Origin of the sequence: Prosthecobacter sp. (assembly GCF_049294395.1) — a bacterium.
Lineage (GTDB): Bacteria > Verrucomicrobiota > Verrucomicrobiia > Verrucomicrobiales > Verrucomicrobiaceae > Prosthecobacter.
In genome coordinates this window covers 1-21,343 of record NZ_JBAQCR010000380.1, presented here as the reverse complement: position 1 = coordinate 21,343, position 21,343 = coordinate 1, and the positions used below count along the sequence as shown (strand labels likewise).

Here is a 21,343-nt window from a genome sequence, read left to right as displayed (position 1 = left end):
TACTTCACTTGGAGGCCGGGGTGGCGGTTTCGTTGCCGACCTGCTGGATGCCTTTGAAGTATTCTTTGACGCCTTCTTTGACTTCGGCGGGCACGTCTTCGCGCTGGATGAAACTTTCGACCTGACGCTGGAAGGCTTTTTCCTGAAGAGTGGCGGTGCGGGTGGCACGGCCGCTGCCACTGTCGGCAGACTCGATGCTGGTGTTGCTGGGACCGCTGCCTTTCTGGCCGGTGAGCTGGTCGCGGTTGCCATTGTCCTGAGTAGCTTCGCTTTCAACGCGGCGGCTTTCGACGGTGCCGGAACCGGGTTTTTTGCCGCCGGGTTTGGTGCCGAGGCACTGGCTGAGGCTCTGGCATTCCTTGTTGCACATGAAGCCCTGGCACTTGCCTGCGCATTGGCTGAGTGATTGCAGCTTCTTCATCATGTCACGCTTGGCGGAGGACTGGCACATGCTTTGCGTGAGATTCTGCAAAGCTTGATTGGCCTGGTTCTGGCAGGACTGACACTGGCTTTGATTTTGACTGGGGTTCTGCTGCTGTTGCTGGAGCTGCTGCTCCAGATTCTGCACGGACTGCTCCAGGGCGGTCATCTGCTGATCCATGCTCTGCTGCCCCTGGCTGCCTTGCTGGCCTTGGGACTGCTGCTGGTTTTGACCGCTTTGCTGCGCGTTCTGGTTCTGGCTGGACTGGGACTGATTGCCTTTGCCTTGATTGCCCTGCTGGCCGGTGCGCTGCTGGAAGTTGCGCGCGGCGGCGGCCATGCGCTGGGAGGCGGACTTGAGACGTGCGAGTTCCTTCTGGGCTTCGTCGGGTTTGCGGACATCGGCCTGGAGCTTCATCTGGCGCAGCTGCTCGGCGGCATGCCGGTAGTTTTGTTCTTCGAGCGATTTGGAGATGGGCTTGAGCTCGGCGGTCTGTTTCATTTCCTGCGCGGCCTTGGCGAGAAGCTGCTCGGTTTCGCGCTGGCTGAGCTTTTGGGCGGCTTCGGTGAGCTTGCGCTCAAGTTCGGCGTACTGACGCATCGCCTCTTTGCGGTCTTTGGTCTCGCGCAGTTCCTTGACCCATTGGCGCCACTCGTCGGGATGCAGGAGTTCCTTTTCTTCATCGCTGGCGGTTTTGAGAAGTTCCTCGACCTCCTTTTCGAGCTCCTTGTTGATCTCCTCACTCTTGCGCACGGTTTCGGTTTCCAGCGCGAGGCGTTCGACCACGATGGGGGAATCTTTTTTGAAGCCCATGACGAAGCAGGACAGCAGCAGGACACCGGCGATGGTGAGCATGCGCCGCGGCCACTGCACAGGAATGCTGCGAGGGGAAAGCGCCTGCACGCGCACGGCAGTGGCCTCAGCCTGCAGGGCGATGAATTCGCCTTCGCGATGCTCATCACTGAAACCCAGGTGTGAGCTGATGGCGTCTTTCAAATCGAAGTGCTCATCGGCAATGCGGGCGGCTTTGCGCTGAGTGGCACGACCGAGCAGCCAGGCGGCCAGAGCCATGACGGGCAGGGCGACCGCTGAAGCGATGTAACCGCTGGCGGGCACAGCGTAACCGCGGAGCACCCAAACCAGGCACCACAGGCAAAGAGCGGAGCCGATGACGAGGAGAGAGCCACAGAACGCCCGGACAAGCCAGGCGAGATCCAGACGGGCTTTCACAGCTGACAGAAACGCGAGGATTCGATCGTGAGCAGGCATGGCGTGCGTAATTGCTGAGGGTTTTACCAGAGAGGGACGTGCGGGACAAGACTTTGCTTGGGACTATTTGGAAAGACGCGTGATGGCGGATTCGACGGATTTTTTAACACCACCGCCCAAGCGCTTCTCGTCGAGCGATTTAAGCACTTGCAGCGCCTCCGGCTTTTTGCCGGTGCGCTCGAGAATCTCTGCCTGCTTCACAGCGTAGCCGGCAGCGAGACCGTAGTCCTTCTCGTTTTCTTTGCGGGCCTGCTCAAAGGCGAGCGCGAACAGCGGCGCTGCGGCGTCGTTTTTTCCGTTCGCTGCCAGCAGGTCTGCGGCCTCGCTGGCGGTGCGCCCCATGCGGGGAAGTGCTGTGGCGATTTGGGCTGCTACGGGAGCGAATTCGTCCGGTTTGAAGACGGTGCTCTTTTGCACGATGTCGTTGATGAGATTGGGGATGCCCGGACCGGCGGCTGGATACATGGCGGCGCACCATTCATCCCCGGCCACTGCGGCAACAAGCTGGGCGCGCTGCTCTGGTGTGAGGCGCATTTTTTTCTGTGTGCCTGAGAACTGGCGGATGCAGGTCCACATCTCCCAGCGCTCCAGAACGCGCTTTTTGAAATCGCGCCGGTCCTCCTCCTTCAAGCCTTTGCGCCATGAATCAAAGGCAGCGGGCTCGTTGAGGATGAGGTGGATGAGCCATTTCTGAGTCACGCAGTCGGCCACATGCATTTCCCGCAGTTCGGTGGGAGTTTTGGTGATGACATAATCCAGGAAAGGCAGGACGGGACGGACGTCCGGGGTGCGCCCCGCTTCGGATTCGCGGGACCAGAACCAGCCGCCGACCCATGTCGGGCCCCAGCCGGTTTCTTTGACCGCCGAGCGCTGGTAGTAGCTCTGGCTGTAGCGGGCGGCCAGCGCACGGTCATAGGCGGCGATGTTGGGCTTCACATCTCCATGCGCGGCCTTCCAGCCATAAGAGAACTGCAGGGGCTTGAGCTGGCGCCAGTGCTCCCAGGTTTGATCCATGGCTGCGAGCGCCTCGATATTGGTCTGGGCTGCGACTTCATCGACGGCATCGCGGATCAGGTCTGCGGCATCGTAGAAATTGCAGATGATCTCGACGCAGTCTTTGCGTATCTCTTCATCCGTGAACTTGGTTTCTTTGAAGCGCTTGGCGAGGTCTTTGAAACGATCCTCGCGATTCTTGAATCCCTGAATGGCAACCTGTTCGGACTTTGAGGGGTCTTTGATGTAGGAGAGGTAGATCTCTCCCAGCAAAGCCAAGCCGGGGTCGCCACAGGCCGCTTTGAAGGCAGGCAGGTTTTCGATGATCTCTTTGCTCCAGAGCAGTTCTTTTTGCGGGTCCTGCAAAAAGCCGCGCCACTCGGCCTTGAAATGCTCTGCGGCGAGCTGTGGCTGACCGCCGAGCATGAGGCTGACGATGCCTGACTGCTCATTGCTGAGCGTGTGGTGGTGCTGGCGCAGCATGGCGCGCATCCAGTCATCATTGTTCGCCCGGGCAGTCATGCGCAGCATGCTGTTGATGACCCAGTCGCAGGGCTGGTATTTGCTCAGGCCGCCATTGGCGAGGCGCGCCAGCCATGCGTCCCAGTGCTCCTGCGCGGCGGCCTGCCATGCGGCATCGACAGGCAGAAGATTGAAGGCGCGCATGATCCAGCCGTATTGATAACCGTGGATGCAGCGCTTCTCCTTCATGGATACCAGTGCTGCGGCTGCCCCCAGCTTCGCGCATTCCGGGTCGATGTCGTCATGGGCCCAGTAGGAGAGAAAATGCACGAGGGACTGACGCACCTGGGGGATGGCCTTGTCCGCGCGCAGCAACGCACGATGATACTCCCACACGGGCTGCATGCCTCCCAGTTCCTCGATGGCTTTTTGGGTAGCGGCATTCTGACGGGCCTGATTATCCGTGCTGAGGAAGAAGCGGCCTGCGTAATCGAGTTCACGACCCAACGCCGCGTGAGGATGGGTCGCAGGCATTTTGGCTGCATACTTCATGGCGGGAACGCGCTGACTTTGCGGCAGCTTGAAATAGAAGTCATGGAAGGCCAGAGGCATGAGCGTGTGAGGCGTGTCCTGCATGACTTCGGCTGCGCGCTTGAGCATGGCATCAATCCCGCGACCCATGGCCGCATTGCCGCTGTTGTTGCGCCAGATTTCGATCAAGGTCTGGCCATAGCCGCTGTTAACCGCCCAGCCGTCCGGAGACAGATTGCCTGTGGTGTCCTCGTGAAAGAGGCGCATGACAAAGGCCATGGTCTCCGGCTTGGGCCACTCTTTCTTGAGTTCGTCCAGGATGTCGGACCGGGTGAACCAGCCGTTCGCTCCTGCATAGCTGCTCCATGTTTGGGATGAGGCCCGGGCCTCCATCAATTCACAGGCATGGAGAAAGAGCTTCTGAGCCTTGTCGACATCCCCCGGGATGAGAGTTTTCAGAGTGTCTTTGAGCTTGTCCGCATAGCTGCTGGCAGTTGCATTCACGTCTTCAACTCTCTCGGTGGCGATCCAGCGATCGATCTCGTCCATGGCCTTCTTTTGTTCAGCGCCGAGGAACGGAGCGAGAACCTTCACGAGAGCGGGGTCCGCAGTGGCAGGCTGGTTGAGCGCGGTGATCTGCGACTTGAGGAGGGCCATAAAAGCGGGACCACTCTTTACCGGGATCTTCTCCACATCCGCAGCACGGCGTTTCAACATGGTGGAAAGCGGACCTGCCGGAGCGTCCTGCAGGAGGGCCTCACAGAACTCCACCCCAAAGGTGCGCTGCTTCATGTCTGCAAGTTTCGGACGCAGGTCACGCATGGTGTCACGGTTTTCCCGCAGCTTTTTGAAGAACAACACCTGCAGGCAGTTGGGATCTTCAGGGAGGCTGACATGCTCGGCAGCTCCCAGCCAGCCCATGGTGCCGAGTGCTGCAAAAGCATGCTGAGGGGACTTCATCACTGCGTTCATGCTGTAGCTGCTGTTGCTCATCCAGTTGGGATCGCTCGTGGCCCCCACGAGTGAAGCCATCTGCAATCCGGCGCCAAATGTAGCGGGTTTCCGGATCATGCTGTCCATGACACGCAGCAGCGAATAAGCGGCGGCGTTATTATAAGAGCCGCCACGCCCGTAGCGTGCGTCGATCGTGCTTTTCATGGTCTTGGCCCAGGTGTTTTGATCGTTGCCAAGTGCCCCGGAAATAATCCGGGCGAAGAAGGGCTCCATACCGGCTTCGGGGCGCAGCTGCTGGCGCAGCCCCAGATAGTGGGAGATGGCATAGCCTTCGCTGAAGTTGCGGTTTTGTTTCATGCTGCCAGCGAGTATTTCATCCAGCGGCAGGCCTTCGATGCCGCGCTCCACCCAGCGGTCCACCAGCCATACCAGATGCGGTTCATCCCCGTAGTTTGAACCGCCACGACTGGCGGTGGTGAGGTAGGTTTTGGCATGGTGCACGAAGGCTTCGGGCGGGCAGGACCATACGGCCAGCTGCGCGCGCAGAACGCTCTGCTGCGTGCTGTCCAGAGCGGCGGCAACCAGAGGCATGATGTCCTTTTGCGCCTGTTCCAGCTGATTCTCCTTCCAGCCTTTCCAGATGAGAAACTCCGCCGGCGTGGGTGCCCACAGGCCGGTCACCTCCTCATAAAAGCCGTAGCGGCGTGTGATGCTGCCACGCTGGATGCGAGGGGCCGACCTGGCCGACTCAAGCAGCCGCCGGGCTGTGGCGGCCAGTTCATCCATTTTTTTGCCCTCATGGATCGTCAAACACGCAAAGCGGCGGAAGCCTTCCTCTGCGAGCGCGGGATGTTTCATGAGGGCCTGGCACATGCGGTCATGCACTTCGCGTCGTTTCAGCGCCTCGGGTGATGTCGAGGAGAGGTAGCCTTCGTCATCCTCGTGGCTGGCCCCCGGCCGGGCATAGAGATGAGCCAGGCGGGGAGACCGATACGTCTGGTTTGCGACCATGGCCGGCAGATCGATCATCCAATCCAGACCTTTGACCGCCGCCCCAGCCGGAGCGGCTTCCAGCATACCAGCCAGCGCATCGACGATGTTTATCCTGCCCTCAAACGGCAGGGAGTCATCCCGGCTAATGACTTCGGCGATGAGGCTGCCGACACCGCTCTGCTGATAGGCGGAAAGAGGGACATCGTTCAACATCTTCACAGCGCGAGCGGAGTCAGCGCCGGCGATCAGCGAGCAAAGGTGCAGACGCGCCTGGAAGTGCTTGGGGTTCATCTCCACGATTTTCTCCAGCACCTTGGTGGCGTCGGGCTTGTGGTCGATGAGGATCAAGAACTGCGCCTGATCGTACATTTTGGACACCGTGGCATTTTCCCCGGGGTCAAAGACAGCCTGAACTTTTTCAAACAGGCCGGGCTTGCTCAAGAGGCGCCTGATCTCCTTGGCACGGCTGGCGGCGTAGCTTTGATTGCCGTTGCTGGCATACGTCAGGGCGCGTTTGAGCTGGATGACAGCCTCCTTCACGATGGCATCCTCATCCTTGCCGGCTACCAACGTGAGCAGCTTTTTCGTGTCGATGCTGGTGCTGCTGACATAGCTGGTGGAACGCTGACTCGACGACGGAGCCACCATGGCGATGCGGGACCACTGCTCCGCCTCATCTCCCATCTGCAGGCTTTTCATGGCAGCGAGCAATTCGTCCTTCTGCTCTGAAGTCACGCGGGCGCTGCGAAGGCGGCGCAGGGCCATCTGCGCGGGCTCCAGCAGGGGGCTGCCTGGCTGTGGTTTCAGCTTCAAAGCCGCATGCGCCAGGGCGGCGTCAAAAGCCGGACGGACACTGGCGGGAATGTTCATGCTGGAAGCGCGGACGAGCAGCTCGGCCACACGGTCATACTTGTCCTCGATGCTGAACCATGAGGCCGCGAGCAGGAGATCATCCACAGCAGGATTTGGTGCGGCAAGGAGCTGGGCCACCTCCCGCTCCACACGCTCGCGTTCACCGGCTTTGTAGGCCAGCAAGGCACGCAGCGCCGGAGACTTGACGCCATCAATGAAGGGCTTCACGCCTGCGTAATCCTCAGGCTCAGGCTCCAACTTGTCGTCCTCACGCGGATTGTAGATGTCCTTGCGACCGAAGTAGAGCACCAGAGTGTGGGGCAACGTGGTCCCACCGGGGAAAGGCAGGCGGGCAAGCATGTGGCCGGAGGGAGTCTGAGTTCGGCGGTTGAACTGCGTGGCGAAAGCCGCCCATGACTGACGAGTGGGTGCGTCTTCAGCCCAGATCCGCACCTCGCGCTCCATGAGGGCAACGAACTCCTTCCATGCTTTCTGCGTGCGGCAGGCGTTGGCTGCATTGGGCACGCCTGTGCTGTAAAGCTGGGCCGGCAGGCTGGGGTCGGTCTGGTCGAGTTGAAGCAGCAGCAAGGAAAGCATGCGGCGGCACAGCGGCTCAGGCAGCGAATAAGATGGAGGTCTCTGCTCCATGCTCTGATTGCCGCCGATCAGGTATCCCAAGTAATAACGCCCTGCGTAGGATCTGCGCATTTCATCCGGCGACATTTTTTCGAGCAGGTCCACGGCCTCGGTGAGCAAAGGCACTCCTTTTTCACCGCCATCCGCCACGGCATATCTGGCGGCCTGAAAGGCAAGATCGGGGTATTTGGATTTAAAATGTTCAAACGCACTTGCAGCGGTCTCGAATGAAATGTTTTCCCCGTTGCTGATAGAATAGGCCAGCACCACTTCATCATCTGGATATTTCTCCAAGGCGTCCGCGCTTTTGCGTATGCGGTAGTATTGATCGATATCGAGAGCGTCAAGATAACGCGCGGCAAGCGCACCCGCACTGACAGCCTCTGCTTTCCATGCCGCCTTTTTTTGCGCCATCTCGCCCTTCATGAGGGTGATGGCATGCGCCACCGACATCGAGTGCAGGCTGTTCAGGCCGGAGGGCACCATCACCGCCTTGCTGGCGTTCTGCCCCGAGAAGCGGATGGAATTCGAACGATAATTGTAAGCCTGGTAGGAAGATCCGGAAGTGAGTCGAATCAGGTCTGCATAGCCCTTGGGCGTGCGCTTTTCCAACTCCTCCAGATAATTGCCTGTGCTGGAGGGAGTTTTTGTGGCCGCAAGGACTGCGGGCAGTTCCTGGGATTGGGCCATGAGGCGAATGAACAGAGACATGGCAGCGTCCGTTTTGCCCTCCTCCTCAAGCGCCACCGCCTGCAGATAGCCCAGCCGATAGTCCTCGGGGAAGCGCCGCAGCAGCGGCTCAAGAAAGCTCATCACTCGCTTCCAGTCCTGATGGGCCGTCATGCTTTTGGCCAAGGTGAGAGCGTCATCCGCATCCATCTGCGCGCCGCCGGCCAGCTCATAGAGCATGCGGTAGCCGGTGTTTGCATCGCCGTATTCGATTTCGATCGATGCGATCATCTGCTGCACGCGCCCACCTTTGGAGCGACCGGCGAGGCGCTGGAGTTCCTCGATAGCACGCTTCGACTGGCCCATCTCTAAATCCATATGAGCTACCTGCATGGCGAGGGTGACATCGTCAGGCCGCAGGCGCATGGCCTCGCGCAGCGCACGCTCCTGCTCTGTGGTGCTGCCTGCCACCCGGTAGATTTCTGCGAGGGCCAGCCATGGCGCCGCATCTGCACGATTGGTGCGCTGCCGTTCGAGGAACTTATCCGTGAGGGCCTTCAACTGGCCGCGCTCGCCGGCCAGACGCGCGAGGATGCCGACCCAGCGCATTTTGTCCTCCGGCTTTTCCTCCTTTTCAAACAGTGAGAGATAAACCCGCTCTGCGTCGCTCATCTGGCCTTGCTCGATGTAGCCGGAGGCCAGTGCGTCCGCGACGGACTCATCGTCTTCAAATTTACGAGTGGCGGCCTGAAGCACCTTCAGAGCTTCGCGTCCTTTGCCGCTGAGCTGAAGAAGCTTGGCCTCGCGCAGCCAAGGAGAAGCGGAGCCGGGAGAAAGTGTCTTCCATTCCGCCACCCATTTGAGCGCCTGATCTGGTTTTCCCGAGCGCTCGGACAAGTCCACCAGACGCTGAATGTTGGTGGAATTTCTGCCCTGGGGCATGGCCATGAGTTTTTCCGCCTCCTGCGTCGCGCGCAGCCAGTCCTGGCGGGATTCCATCAGCTTAAGCAGCCGTGTCTGCGCCGCCAGTGCATGCTCCGCTGGAATTTCGCGCAGGGTTTTCTCAGCGCCCAGATGGTCCTGCTTTTCTTCGAGGAGCGTGGCGAGGAGAATGCGCTCCTGCACAGTCTGGGTGCTCTTTTGCAAAGCGGCCATGGTTTCGGCAAACTTTGGCTCATCTGCCTTGAGACATGCCACGACCTGCCGCAGCGCATCATCCATAAAGCTGACGTCTGTGGTAGCCCGCACGCGAGCGAGCGCCCATGGAATGGCCTCCACGGGTTTCTTGGCGCTGAGCGCTGAGTTGATCAGCAGCCCAAGAAAGCGCTCATCGCCTACGAACTCCGCGTGACGTGCCTGGAGCACTTCCAAAGCCGCCTGCGGTTCGAGACGTGCCATGAGCGCCTGGCCCACGGCCATCAGCTGGGAGAGATCGCCGTTTTTGGCGAGATCACGCCAGATGGCCAGCGCGGCATCACGTTTGCCACTGCGGTGAAGGTAATGGGCCTGTGCTTCTTTGGCTGCACTGCTCTCAGGAAAGGCCGTGACCATGCGTTCATAGGCCAGAGTGGCATCGTCACCACGCTCCCAGCTTTCGTAGAGCCGCGCCACGCGGAGGTGATCAAACTCAGCGGTGTCTTTCGCGGCTAGAAATTTATCCAGCGTGGTTTTGGCTGCTGCTTTGTCCTTCGCCCGTTCTTGCAGTGTTGCCAGACGGATGAGGAGTTCACGATCATCGGGTGACTGCTCAAGCAGGACGTTGGTTTGCGCGATGGCCTCCTTGAACTGCTCAAAGCGCGCCAGCAAATCCAGGTAGCTCTCGCGCAGCTCCCGCTGGCCTGGTGTTTTTTGCAGCAGTGCTGCGTAGATGGCCAGTGCCTTGTCTTTATCACCCAGCTCTGCCAAAACTCGTGCGCGCTGCCGCTCCAGAGAGGTGCGCTGTGGATGGACGGCCTGCAGCTTTTCAAGCTCCTTGACCAGCCCGGTGAGGTTTTCATCGCGACGAAACATCGTTTCGATCTGCGCGAGCACTTCACCTTCGATCCAAGTGCCCTGGCCGGTGTCTGCCAGGGTGGAGTTCAGGAGGGCGAGAGCGGCGTCCTTCTTGGTGGCACGCAGCTGGATTTCGGCCAGGCGGAGCTGGCGCACGGCTTTGGCGTAGGGGGCTTTGGTGCTGGCAATCAACGCCAGCATCTGCGCCTCCGCCTCGGCGAAGAGACCTTCGTCGAGCTGCAACTCGACCACCTCCTCCACCAGATCTTCGTCATCCGCGTTCGCTTTCACCAGATCCCGCCATGCCTGCAAGGCGGCCTCCGGCTTGCCTGTGCGCAGGAGCCAGCGCCCGCGCATCTGGCCGATCTCACGGCCCAGTGCTCCATCCGCGCCGCCTTTTTCCGCTGATGTGAGCGATTTTAGGGCCGCTTCGAAATTCATCATGCGCGCCTCGAGTTTGGCCCGTTGGAACCAAGCCCGTGCGTTTGTCCCCTCGCGCTCCAGGGCCGCGGTGTAAGCTTTCAAAGCTTCGGCTTCGTTGCCACGCTGGTCGTGAAAAATTGCCAGCACGAGCAGATCGGCGGTGGTGCTGGTGCGCTGGCGCAAAAATTCGGCCAGGGAGTCCGCCGTGCCTGCCTCCATCCACGCTGAGTAGAATCTGTCATAGACCAAACCAGCCTGAGGACGCTTGAGAAGCATCTGGTGATATTTTTCCGCGTCGGCCCCCGGCGGAGTGGTCTGTCCGAAACATGCCATGGCTGAGGCGAGGAAAAGAAACCGGATTTTCATAAAAGAAATTTACGAGCTCTTTTACCAAATCTCCTATGCCGAGGACAAGATAGAACCGCAAGCAATCGAGATTCATGAAAGACAACCGATGCATTCCGCGCATACTCGACCTCCCAACTTCATCCGCCGCCATGCGTCCCCTTCTCATTTCCCTGCTGTCCATCGCCTGTCTGTTTGCCGTCGCCGCTCCGAAGGAGGAGGTGAAACCGCTCAAGGTTCTCATGATCACCGGCGGCTGCTGCCATGACTATGAGAACCAGAAGCTCATCCTCAGCGAGGGCCTCAGCGCCCGGGCGAATGTGGAATTCACCATCGTGCATGAAGAAGGGCCGGAAGGTAAAAAGGACAAAAGCCACAAGATCTCGATCTATGAAAAGGACAACTGGGCCGAGGGCTATGATGTGGTCCTGCACAACGAATGCTTCGGCGGAGTCGATGACGTGGCGTTTGTGGAACGCATCGCCAAGGCACACCATAACGGTGTCCCGGCGGTGATGCTGCACTGCTCCACCCACAGCTACCGCACGGCCAAGACCGACGAGTGGCGCAAGTGCGTGGGCCAGACCTCGATGAGCCATGAAAAGAACCGTGATTTGAACGTGAAGAACATCGCGGAGGGCCATCCGGTCATGAAAGGCTTCCCGGCGGAATGGCTCGACGCCAAGGACGAACTGTACAAGAACGAAAAGCTCTGGGAGCACTTTGTCCCGCTGGCCAAGGCCTATGGCGAGGACACGAAGATGGACCACAACGTGATCTGGGTGAACGAGTATGGCAAAGCCAAGGTCTTCGGCACCACGCTGGGCCATGGCAACGAGACGATGCAGTCACCCGTTTATCTCGACCTCGTCGCCCGGGGCCTGCTCTGGACCTGTGGCAAGCTTGGCGAAGATGGCAAACCCCTCCCCGGCTACGAAGCCAAGCAGAAGTAGTTCGGCTAGGCCAGCAAGACCTCGGCCAGGGTCTTCAAGAGAGTTTCGGCCGAGTAGGGTTTTGGAATGAAGTGTTTCACGCCAGCTCCCATGGCCCTGGCCACCATGTCTTTGACGCCCAAGCCGCTGGCGGCGATGATGCGCACCTGAGGATTGATGCGCATGAGCACCTGAATGGTGGCCAGACCGTCCATGACAGGCATCATCATATCGGTGAGCACCACGGCTATTTCTTCCTGGTGGGCGGTGAACACCGTCGAGGCTTCGACACCATCCGCCGCCAGCAGCACACGGTAGCCAAAAGCTTCCAGCGTCTGACTGATGATCTGACGAACCGTGTCTTCATCATCGACAACCAGCACCAACTCGCCGTTGCCACGCGGGAGCGTCGTCTCAACAGGAACGTCCGGTTGCATGTCTGCTGAATCATTTGCAGGCAAATAAACCTGGAATTTCGAACCTTCCCCGATCTCGCTTTGCACCCGCAGGAAGCCTTGGTGCCCTTTGATGATGGCGAGTGTGGTGGACAGACCCAGGCCTGTGCCTTTGCCGGTTTCCTTTGTGGTAAAAAACGGCTCAAAAATGCGCTCCAACACATCGGGGGGCATGCCAGAGCCGCTGTCTTCCACCTCGACCAATACATGCCGTCCGGGCTTAGCATCGGGGCTCAGCGCCACGCATTGCTCGTCCAGCACCACGTTGCTGGCAGAGAGCTTGAGCATGCCGCCATTGGGCATGGCATCACGTGCATTGACGCAGAGATTGAGCAAAACCTGATGCAATTGAGTGGGATCTCCCTGAACGCCCCACAAATCCGTCTGGATCCTGCTGCGCACCTGGATGTTCTTGAGAAAGGTTTCGTTGGCGATTTTTTCGATCTCCTTGAGCAGGCGTCCCATTTCAACGGCGAGCTGCCGCCCTTCCACGCCCCGCGCAAAAGAGAGCACCTGCTGCACCATGTCCGCTCCGCGTCTGGCGCTGGTCTCGATGGTTGAGAATATATTCAGCCGCCGTTCATTGGTTTCCTGCAGCTTGAGCAGTTCAATGGACATCATGATGGGGGTGAGCACGTTGTTGAGATCGTGCGCGATGCCTCCGGCCAGCGTGCCGATGCTCTCCATGCGCTGCGAACGCAGCAACTGGGCCTCCACTTGTTTGCTCTCGGTAATGTCCTCCGCCGTGCCGACGATGCGCAGCACGGCACCGTGTGAATCGCGCACGGGAAAAGCCCGGTCATGAATCCACCGCTGAGTGCCGTCAGCACGCAAAATGCGGTAGCGCTCGTCATACTCTCCGCGTGCCCGCTTGGCCGCCGCCGCCTGCTCAATGCGTTCCCTATCCTCGGGATGCACTGAGCCCAGCCAGCTGAGCGGATTTGCATACAGGCTGGCGCAGGTGCGGTGCCAGATTTTTTCATACGCCGGACTGACGTAGATCATTTCGCTGCCGGTGGGATCGGTCATCCAGAACACCTCCTCGATGCTTTCAGCAAACTGACGGAAGCGCTTTTCACTCTCGCGCAGGGAGGTCTCCGCCTGCCTGCGCTCCACGCCTTCCAGCGCCAGAGAGACCAGATTGGACATCGCAAGTGCAAAGGTTTTCTCATCCGCTGTCCATTCCCGCAACGTGCGAACATGTTCAAGACAGAGCACACCGGTGCGAAACCCGCCCACGATGATGGGCACATCCAGGATGGACCGGATGCCGTGAGGCTGCAGACAGCCTTCCACGAATTCACTGGTGTTTGGGTTCTGGGCGGCATCATCCGCAATGATCATCTCCTGTTCGATGAGGGCGCGGAAATAGGCCGGATAGGTGGCGGCTGAAAGCTCCATGCCAGACGAGTGCCGGCCCTCCTCCCACTCAAACAAATCCACGCATTTGATGGCGGAGCGGTCGCTGTTGTAGCGCCAGATGCTGACACGGGAGACGTTCAGGGTCTGAGCCGCACCTTCGGCGATTTTACGCAGCAGCAACAAGGCATCTTCAGCATCCCCCGCCCAATGGCGTGTCAGTTCGATCAAGGTCTTGCGCTGCTTGATGAAGCGTTTGTCCGCCTCGCGCAATTCTGCCTCACGCCGGCTGATGTCGAGAGCAAAACCGATGTCCGCAGCCAGTTCATCCAACAAGGCCAGTTCATCTGCGTCGAAGAACTCCGTCGTATCGGCATACAAATTGAACACGCCGATGGTTTTGTCCCCTGATTTCAACGGCAGCGAAGCCATGGAGAGATAACTCCGGCACAGGGCATCGGCACGCCAGCAGGCGGCGTCAGGATCATGCTCAATGTCATTGCAAACCGAGTGCTGGCCGGACTGCAATGCACGCGCTGTCATGGCACAGCCAGAGCCGGACTGCGCACCACTGATGACGGCCTCGAGCCTTGCCAGGGTTTCCTGCGTGGCACCGATGTGTGCGGCGATTTGCAGCTGGCCGGTGTCAGGATCCAGCAGACCAATCCATGCGAGGCCAAACAGGCCTTTTTCAACCGCGATGCGGCAGGCCGTCGACAGCATGGCCTCCTGATTTTTTTCACGCACAATGGTCTCATTGATGCCGCTCAACATGGCATAAAGACGGTTGAGCTGCCGGATGCGCTGATCAGCTTTTTTGCGGTCAGTGATGTCCTGCATCTGGGAAACAAAAAACGCGGGATTCCCCTGGTCGTCGTCCACCATCGAAACAGTGAGCAGCACCCACACCACACCGCCGTTCTTATGGAGATAGCGCTTCTCCATCTCAAAATTCTTGATCTCGTGACGGAGCATTTTCTGCACATTGGCAACATCCATTTCGAGATCGTCCGCGTGGGTGATCTGCTGAAAATTGACGGAAAGCATTTCGGATTCGGTGTAGCCGACAATTTCACACAGGGCCCGATTGACGCGTAAAAAGCGCCCGTCGGGAGCGACGAGCGCCTTGCCGATGGGGGCATTCTCGAAGGCAGTGGCGAAGGTGGCCTCGCTTTCACGCAACGCCTCCTCCGCCCGTTTGCGTTCGGTGATGTCCTGCACCGTGCCAAAACACCGCGAGGACCTGCCCTGATCATCAAAGAGCAATTCGACTTTCACGAGCGCCTGAGCCTCCAGCCCGTCCGCACGCAGCACACGGTATTCAAACGGCTCGATGACTGCGCCAGGCCGCGCGTTTATAAGCTGTGCAAGATAGGCGTCATGGCGCTCACGGTCATCCGGGTGCACCATTTCCTGCACCCGGTCATAGGAGAGTACGACAGACTGTGGCTGCAGCCCGAAAATCCGGTAGAGCTCGTCCGACCATTTGATGCTGCCATCCGCCACCGTGTATTCCCAGCTGCCAATGTGGCTGATGGACTGGGCGCGGCCAAGATCTGCGCTTACCTGGGTCAGGGCGGCCTCGGTGCGCTTGCGATCACTGATGTCCACGAAAGTGGCGACCACATGGGGCTCACCCTGGAACTCGATGGTTTCCATGCTGGCGATGGCATGAAGAACACCGCCGTTGCGCGCACGCAGAGCAAGTTCCATGTCGCGAACCGAACGATGTTCATCGAGAGTCTTGCGGAGCATGGCGGCCACAGGTTCATCAAGCACGGCCAGCTCTATCATGGAACGCTCCACCGCCTCTTCGCGCGTCCAACCAACGAGGCTGGAGAAAGCGTCATTGACCTCCACGATTCGTTGATCGCGCCTGCGGCTAATGGTCAAAGCAACCGGACTGCTGCGAAACGCCTTGATCAGCCGTGTTTCGCCTTCACGAAGCATCTCCATGGCCTGCTTGCGTGCCGTGATGTCTTCAGTGAACATGATGATGCCGCCAATCGAGTCATCCGCCTGACGCCATGGCTGGATCTCCCAGCGAATCCAGTCGGTACGTCCGTCGGCACGCAAAAAAGCCTCTTCATCGCATTTTTCGACCTGTCCGGTCAGACAGCGCTGATGGATTGCATACCAGTGTGGCGGCGATTCAGGAAAGACCTCGTAGTGACTGCGCCCCACGATGGACTGAGATCCGAGGCGGTAATCCTGCATCCAGCGCTGACTGACGACGAGATATTTCATGTCACGATCCAGCATGGCGATGGCCGCCGGACTGTGCTCTGTGTACAGGCGCAGCTGTTCTTCACGCTCCCGCAAAGCACGTGTGCGCTTTTTCACCTGCCCGGCCAGAAACCAATTCCAGCCGACGAGCAGCGCCAGCAGTACCGCGCCCCCCAGGGCGCCGTAGCCGAGATAGCGCAGATACCGGGTGGTGCCCAATGTCTGCCCAAACCACTTCTTTTCGATCCGGGAAAACTCCACCTGCCCCACATCAGTGAACCCCTTCTCAATCAACTGCAGCAGACCGGCATTCCCCTTGCGAACGGCACGATGAAACTCACCGACGCTGACCGGCTCCGTCATCCTGAACTCTGCCTCCAAGCCCTGCTTGTGGAGAAAATAAAGAGCCGGCGGTTTGTCCGCGACGAAGACATTCACTTTGCGCCCATTGGCAGCGGTAATGATAGCCTCATAGTTTTTGTAGAGCAGGAGCGGGCCTACGCCATTGACCTGAAGGAGCTGAGCGCTTGCATCGCCGGCTTTGGCCGCCACGGGAAACCCCTTCAGGGAGGCCAGGCCGGTGATGCCTGAAATCGTCGTTCGAAAAAAGATGGGGACTTGGAGAGTGGCGTAAGGTCGCGAAAAATCCAGATATGTGGCGCGCTCGGCAGTCACGAAGACGGTGTCAATGACATCAAACTCGCCTGCTTTCATCCTCTCAATGGCATCGCCCCAATCCATGCCGTGGATCTCGGCGGTGACGCCCGTCTTTTTTTCCCAAGCCTGCCACTGATCGATGATGATGCCCTGCAACAATCCGGCACCATCCCTGAAAACATAGGGTGGATAATTGTCGTCCATGACCACGCTGATCTTACCTGGCAGAGCAGGCAGCTGACCAGAGACGGAGGTGCAAATACAGGCGATTAACAAGGCGACAATGAGTCCGCGAATGCGGTGCAAACCACGTTTGGCGGCGGTGATTTTCTTCATGCCTGCACAGCCCCCCGACCATTCACTCAATGTCTCCAAAAAATTGAGTCCTGAGGTCGGGCACTTCGCTTGTTCCATTGCACAAGCCCCATCCGAGTTGAGAACAATGAAGGGCGTTTCCAACATAATTCATGTATGTTAGAGCGTGTGAAAATTCATGACAGTTAAATTACCCTATCGAATCCGCAGAGTCTACCGCTTTGAGCATCAAAGCGATGAAGATTACAGGCATTCTTTTAGTGATGAAGGAGCGGATTCCATCATGCGGCGACCTGAGCATGCAGCACCGCATCCAATGTTTTGAGGAGAGTTTCTGCTGTGTAGGGCTTGGGGATGAAATATTTGACTCCCGCATTGGCGGCTTTTTCCTCCATGCCTGCGGCATTCATTCCGCTGGCAGCAACGACGCAGATCTCCGGATTCATCCGCATCAGCACCTGAATCGTTGCCGGTCCGTCCATCACCGGCATCATCATGTCTGTAAGCACCAAAGCGACTTCCGAGCGATGTTTGGAATAGAGGGAGACCGCCTCGGCACCGTCCGCAGCCAGCAAAACACGGTAGCCAAAGGTTTCCAAAGTCTGCTTGGTGATCTGCTGCACGGCGGCCTCATCGTCGACGACGAGGATCAGTTCACGATTTCCACGCGGCAGTTCTCCCGGGATGGCCGCTTCAATTTCCGCATTTTCGGACATGTGCGCGGGCAGATAGATATGAAAGATGGTGCCTTTCCCAAGTTCACTCTCCACCCGAAGGAAGCCATGGTGGCTTTTGACGATGGCCATGACCGATGAGAGTCCAAGCCCTGTGCCTTTTCCAAGCTCCTTCGTGGTAAAAAACGGTTCGAATATGCGGTCAATCACCTCTGGTGGCATGCCAGTGCCATTGTCTTCCACCTGGATGTGGAGGTACTGCCCGGGTTTGGCACCGGGCATCATTGACGCGCATTGTCCATCCAACAGCATGTTCCTGGCAGAAAGTTTCAACTGGCCACCGTTGGGCATGGCATCACGAGCATTGACACAAAGATTGAGCAGCACCTGGTGAATTTGGGTGGGGTCCCCCTGCACGACCCACAAGGGTGCGGGAATGGTGCAGCGAACCTGGATGCTTTTCAGGAAGGTCTCATTGGTGATCTTTTCGACTTCCTTGAGCAGATGCCCGACCTGCACAGCCAACTGCCTGCCTTCAACGCCTCTGGCAAAAGAGAGGACTTGCTTGACCAAATCCGCGCCGCGTTTGGCGCTGCACTCAATGGTATCAAGAATTTCATGCTTTTGAGCACTCCGCTCCTGAAGCTTCAGGAGTTCGATGGACATCATGATGGGGGCCAGCACATTGTTGAGATCGTGCGCAATGCCGCCAGCAAGGGTGCCGATGCTTTCCATGCGCTGAGAGCGCAAAAACTGCTGCTCGAGCTTTTTGCGCTCGGTGATGTCCGTGTTGATCGAGAGGATGGACTTGGGGCGCCCCTGAGCATCCTTGATCAAAGTCCACCGTGACTCGACGATCACCAGCCGCCCCTCTTTGTCATACTGCTGCATTTCACCGGCCCACTCTCCCTGTGCCATGACGGCTTTCACGACGGCAAGAAACTGCACCGGATCTCGATTGAGCAGTTCCATTTGCGAATGGTCCAGCACTTCACCGGCCTGCCAGCCATAAAGCCGCTCCGCACTGCGGTTCCAGTACAGGATGCGATGCTCTTCCGGGCTGCAGACGATGATGGCATCACGCGCCTTGTCCAGGAGGGAAGCCTGCTCGCGAATTTTGTCCTCGGCCCTTTTGCGCTGGGTGATGTCGCGCATGATGCACTGCAGGCGACCGTCAGGAAGAATCGTTGAGCCGACTTCGGCGGGAAACTGGGAACCATCCTTACGCCGGCACAACCATTCACTGCGCACCACTTCACCTTCACTCAACTGCGACACTTCGGGCAGGATTCGCACCATCTCACCGGAAGCAACAATATCGACAAAACCCATCCGTCTCAGTTCCTCACGAGTGTAGCCCAGCATCTGGCAGACTGCGGCGTTGGCCTCGAGCAGACGTCCGGCTGTATTCGAGACCAGGATGCCGTCAGAGGCTGATTCAATGAGCGTGCGGAACTCGGCCTCGCTCGCCAGCAGGGCAAGTTCGGCCTGCTTACGCGTCGTGATGTCCTCGGAAAAAATGATGATGCCACCGATCGTGCCGTCAGCCTGATGCCATGGCCTGATTTCCCAGCGGATCCAGTCAATGGAACCATCCGCACGAACGAATTTTTCATCATCGCTTTTTTCGACAGCACCTGCCAAGCAACGACGGTGGATCTCCATCCAGTGGGCCGGCACTTCGGGAAAGACGTCATAGTGGCTGCGACCCGTGACGGACTGCTCACCCAGACGGTAGTCATGCATCCAGCGCAGACTGACCACGAGATACTTCATGTCACGATCCAGCATGGCGATGGCAGCCGGACTGTGTTGAACACAGAGGCTCAGCTGCTCCTCTTTTTCCTGCAGAGCGCGTGTGCGCACCCTGACCTGGCCCGCCAGCATCCAGTTCAATCCGAGCAGCAGCGTCACCAATGAGACGGCGGCCAATGCGGCGTAACCCAGGCTGCGCAAATAGGGATGCCCATCCAGAGTCTGCCCGAACCATTTTTTTTCGATCCAGGCGAGCTCCTTCGGACCCACATCTTCGAAGCCTTTTTCAACCAGCTGCAGAAGTTTGGCATTTCCTTTGCGGACCGCACGGTGGAACTCTCCGATGCTGACCGGGTCGGACATCCTGAACTCAGATCCCAAGCCTAGCTTCTGAAGAAAGTACTGAGCCGGCGGCTTGTCCATGACGAAGACGTTCACTTTGCGCTCGTTGGCCGCCGTGATGATGGCCTCGTAGTTGTTGTACAACAACATGGGGGTGATGTCATTTTCCTGCAGCAGCTTGACGACTGTGTCTCCCAGCCTCGCAGCTACTGGAAATCCATGCAGGGAGGAAAGATTGTTGATGCCAGCGATCGAGGAACGAAAAAAGATGGAAACCTCGATGGTGGAGTACTGCTTCCCGAAATCCAGATAAGCCGTGCGCTCCGGTGTTTTAAACATCGCGTCGATGACATCAAACTCGCCCTCTTTCATCCGGCGCACGGCATCATTCAAGTCCATGCCATGAATCTCAGCGGTGACTCCGGTGCGCTTTTCCCATACACGCCATTGATCGATGATGATGCCCTGCAGACGGCCCTCATTGTCTCTGAAAACATAGGGAGGGAAATTGTCATCCGTCACCACACTGATGGTGTGAGGAATCGCAGACTCCTGCCCCGACACATCCATAGAGATGAGAAGGAACGACAAAAGCATGAGGATCCAACTCATGTGGCAGCGCACGCCTCCAGGCTGAGCCCGCGCTGAGCAGCGGAGGAATTGAAGCGACGCAGCACCGATGTCGAACCAGCTCCCAGCGCCATGGAGCAAGAGGGAAATGAACCGGGAATGAAGGCGTGAAATTCAGTCATGCTTCATGGCGGTTTCGAAGCTGGAGCACCGCCATTTTTGGCATGAAAATGAATTTTGTTTCATCCGGTCAAAGAGAGGTGGTGCGCTGTGTGTTCAGCACTGTGTGAAGCATTTTAAGCAGTGTTTCCGCCGTGTAGGGTTTGGGGATGAAGTGTGTGACGCCTGCGTTTGCGGCCCTGACCACCATGTCTTTCACACTGAGGCCGCTGGCGGCGACGATGCGCACCTTGGGATTCATGCGCATGAGGACTTGAATCGTCGCAGGCCCGTCCATGACCGGCATCATCATGTCCGTCAGCACCACTGAGATTTGGTCTTTGTGAGTGGCGTACAAGGTGGAGGCCTCGACACCGTCAGCCGCCGGCAGCACACGATAGCCAAAGGACTCCAGCGTTTGTCCGGTGATGTGCCGCACGGGTTCCTCGTCATCAATCAGGAGCACGAGTTCGCCATTGCCATGAGGCATTTCATTTTGCAGCGGGGGCGGCATGCTCGCGCCTTCCACGATCTGCGCCGGCAGGTACACCTGAAATTTGGAGCCTTTATCCAATTCACTGGAGACTCGGATGAAACCTTGATGGCTTTTAATGATGGCAAGAGCGGAGGACAATCCCAGCCCAGTGCCTTTGCCGAGCTCCTTGGTGGTGAAAAACGGCTCAAAAATGCGATCTATCACATTTGGCGGCATGCCTGTGCCGGAATCTTCCAACTCGATGAAGAGATAAGGACCGGGCTTTGCACCTGCGATCATCGCCGCACATTGCTCATCCAGCATGAGATTGCCGGCGCTGAGCTGTAAAGTGCCGCCATTGGGCATGGCATCGCGTGCGTTGACGCACAAATTCAGCAGCATCTGGTGAATCTGCGTGGGATCTCCCAGAACGATCCATAGATTTGCGGGAATGTCACTGCTGACCCGGATATTCTTGTGGAAGGTTTCATTGGCGATTTTTTCAATGCCTTTGAGAAGATGCCCGGCCTGCACCTCCACGCGCTGTCCTTCCACGCCCCGTGAAAATGAGAGGACCTGGCGCACCATGTCCGCTCCGCGCCTGGCACTGTTTTCAATGGTGGCGAGCACGCCCAGCCGCATTGCATCCTGCTCATGCAGTTTGAGCAGCTCGATGGACATCATGATCGGAGTCAGGGCGTTGTTGAGATCATGAGCGATGCCTCCAGCCAGTGTGCCGAGGCTTTCCATGCGCTGGGCGCGCAGAAGCTGTTCTTCGACTTTTTTGCGCTCGGTGATGTCGGTATTGATGACCAGAATGCTGCGTGGCTGGCCTGCGGCATCACGCAGCAGGGTCCACCGGCCTTCAACGATCAGCTTGCGGC

General features: G+C 58.3%; 6 protein-coding genes. 1 reads left to right on the top strand and 5 read right to left on the bottom strand.

Going from position 1 to position 21,343, the window contains the following annotated elements; genetic code table 11:
• Positions 1-4 precede the first annotated feature (4 nt).
• Together WAW39_RS25450 and WAW39_RS25445 are read right to left on the bottom strand one after the other, a co-directional pair.
• Positions 5-1,690: a hypothetical protein gene (locus tag WAW39_RS25450; protein ID WP_422321969.1), complete on the bottom strand. Its 1,686-nt coding sequence runs from the start codon at positions 1,688-1,690 to the stop codon at positions 5-7.
• Positions 1,691-1,753: 63 nt separating this feature from the next.
• Positions 1,754-10,561 (bottom strand): hypothetical protein, encoded by an 8,808-nt coding sequence (locus tag WAW39_RS25445; RefSeq protein ID WP_422321968.1) that lies wholly within the window; start codon positions 10,559-10,561, stop codon positions 1,754-1,756.
• Positions 10,562-10,692: 131 nt separating this feature from the next.
• Between WAW39_RS25445 and WAW39_RS25440 the strand changes: the two genes are divergently transcribed.
• Complete coding sequence (locus tag WAW39_RS25440) at positions 10,693-11,493, top strand: ThuA domain-containing protein (protein ID WP_422321967.1); 801 nt, start codon at positions 10,693-10,695, stop codon at positions 11,491-11,493.
• Positions 11,494-11,498: 5 nt separating this feature from the next.
• On the opposite strand, the gene WAW39_RS25435 is transcribed toward WAW39_RS25440, so the two are convergent.
• The 3 genes from WAW39_RS25435 to WAW39_RS25425 all read right to left on the bottom strand — a co-directional run.
• Positions 11,499-16,505 carry a PAS domain S-box protein gene (locus WAW39_RS25435; RefSeq protein WP_422321966.1) on the bottom strand — a complete coding sequence of 1,669 codons (5,007 nt, stop codon included), beginning with the start codon at positions 16,503-16,505 and terminating at the stop codon, positions 11,499-11,501.
• Positions 16,506-16,765: 260 nt separating this feature from the next.
• Positions 16,766-19,867, bottom strand: a complete 3,102-nt coding sequence (locus WAW39_RS25430) for a PAS domain S-box protein (protein ID WP_422321965.1) — start codon at positions 19,865-19,867, stop codon at positions 16,766-16,768.
• Positions 19,868-20,075: 208 nt separating this feature from the next.
• On the bottom strand, positions 20,076-21,343 hold a 1,268-nt coding region (locus WAW39_RS25425; protein WP_422321964.1), incomplete at its 5' end, for a hybrid sensor histidine kinase/response regulator.

Excerpts from the sequence above, each read along its gene's own strand:
- WAW39_RS25445 (WP_422321968.1), bottom strand. The coding sequence starts at position 10,561 with ATGAAAATCCGGTTTCTTTTCCTCGCCTCAGCCATGGCATGTTTCGGA.
- WAW39_RS25450 (WP_422321969.1), bottom strand. The coding sequence starts at position 1,690 with ATGCCTGCTCACGATCGAATCCTCGCGTTTCTGTCAGCTGTGAAAGCC.
- WAW39_RS25440 (WP_422321967.1), top strand. The coding sequence starts at position 10,693 with ATGCGTCCCCTTCTCATTTCCCTGCTGTCCATCGCCTGTCTGTTTGCC.
- WAW39_RS25435 (WP_422321966.1), bottom strand. The coding sequence starts at position 16,505 with ATGAAGAAAATCACCGCCGCCAAACGTGGTTTGCACCGCATTCGCGGA.
- WAW39_RS25430 (WP_422321965.1), bottom strand. The coding sequence starts at position 19,867 with ATGAGTTGGATCCTCATGCTTTTGTCGTTCCTTCTCATCTCTATGGAT.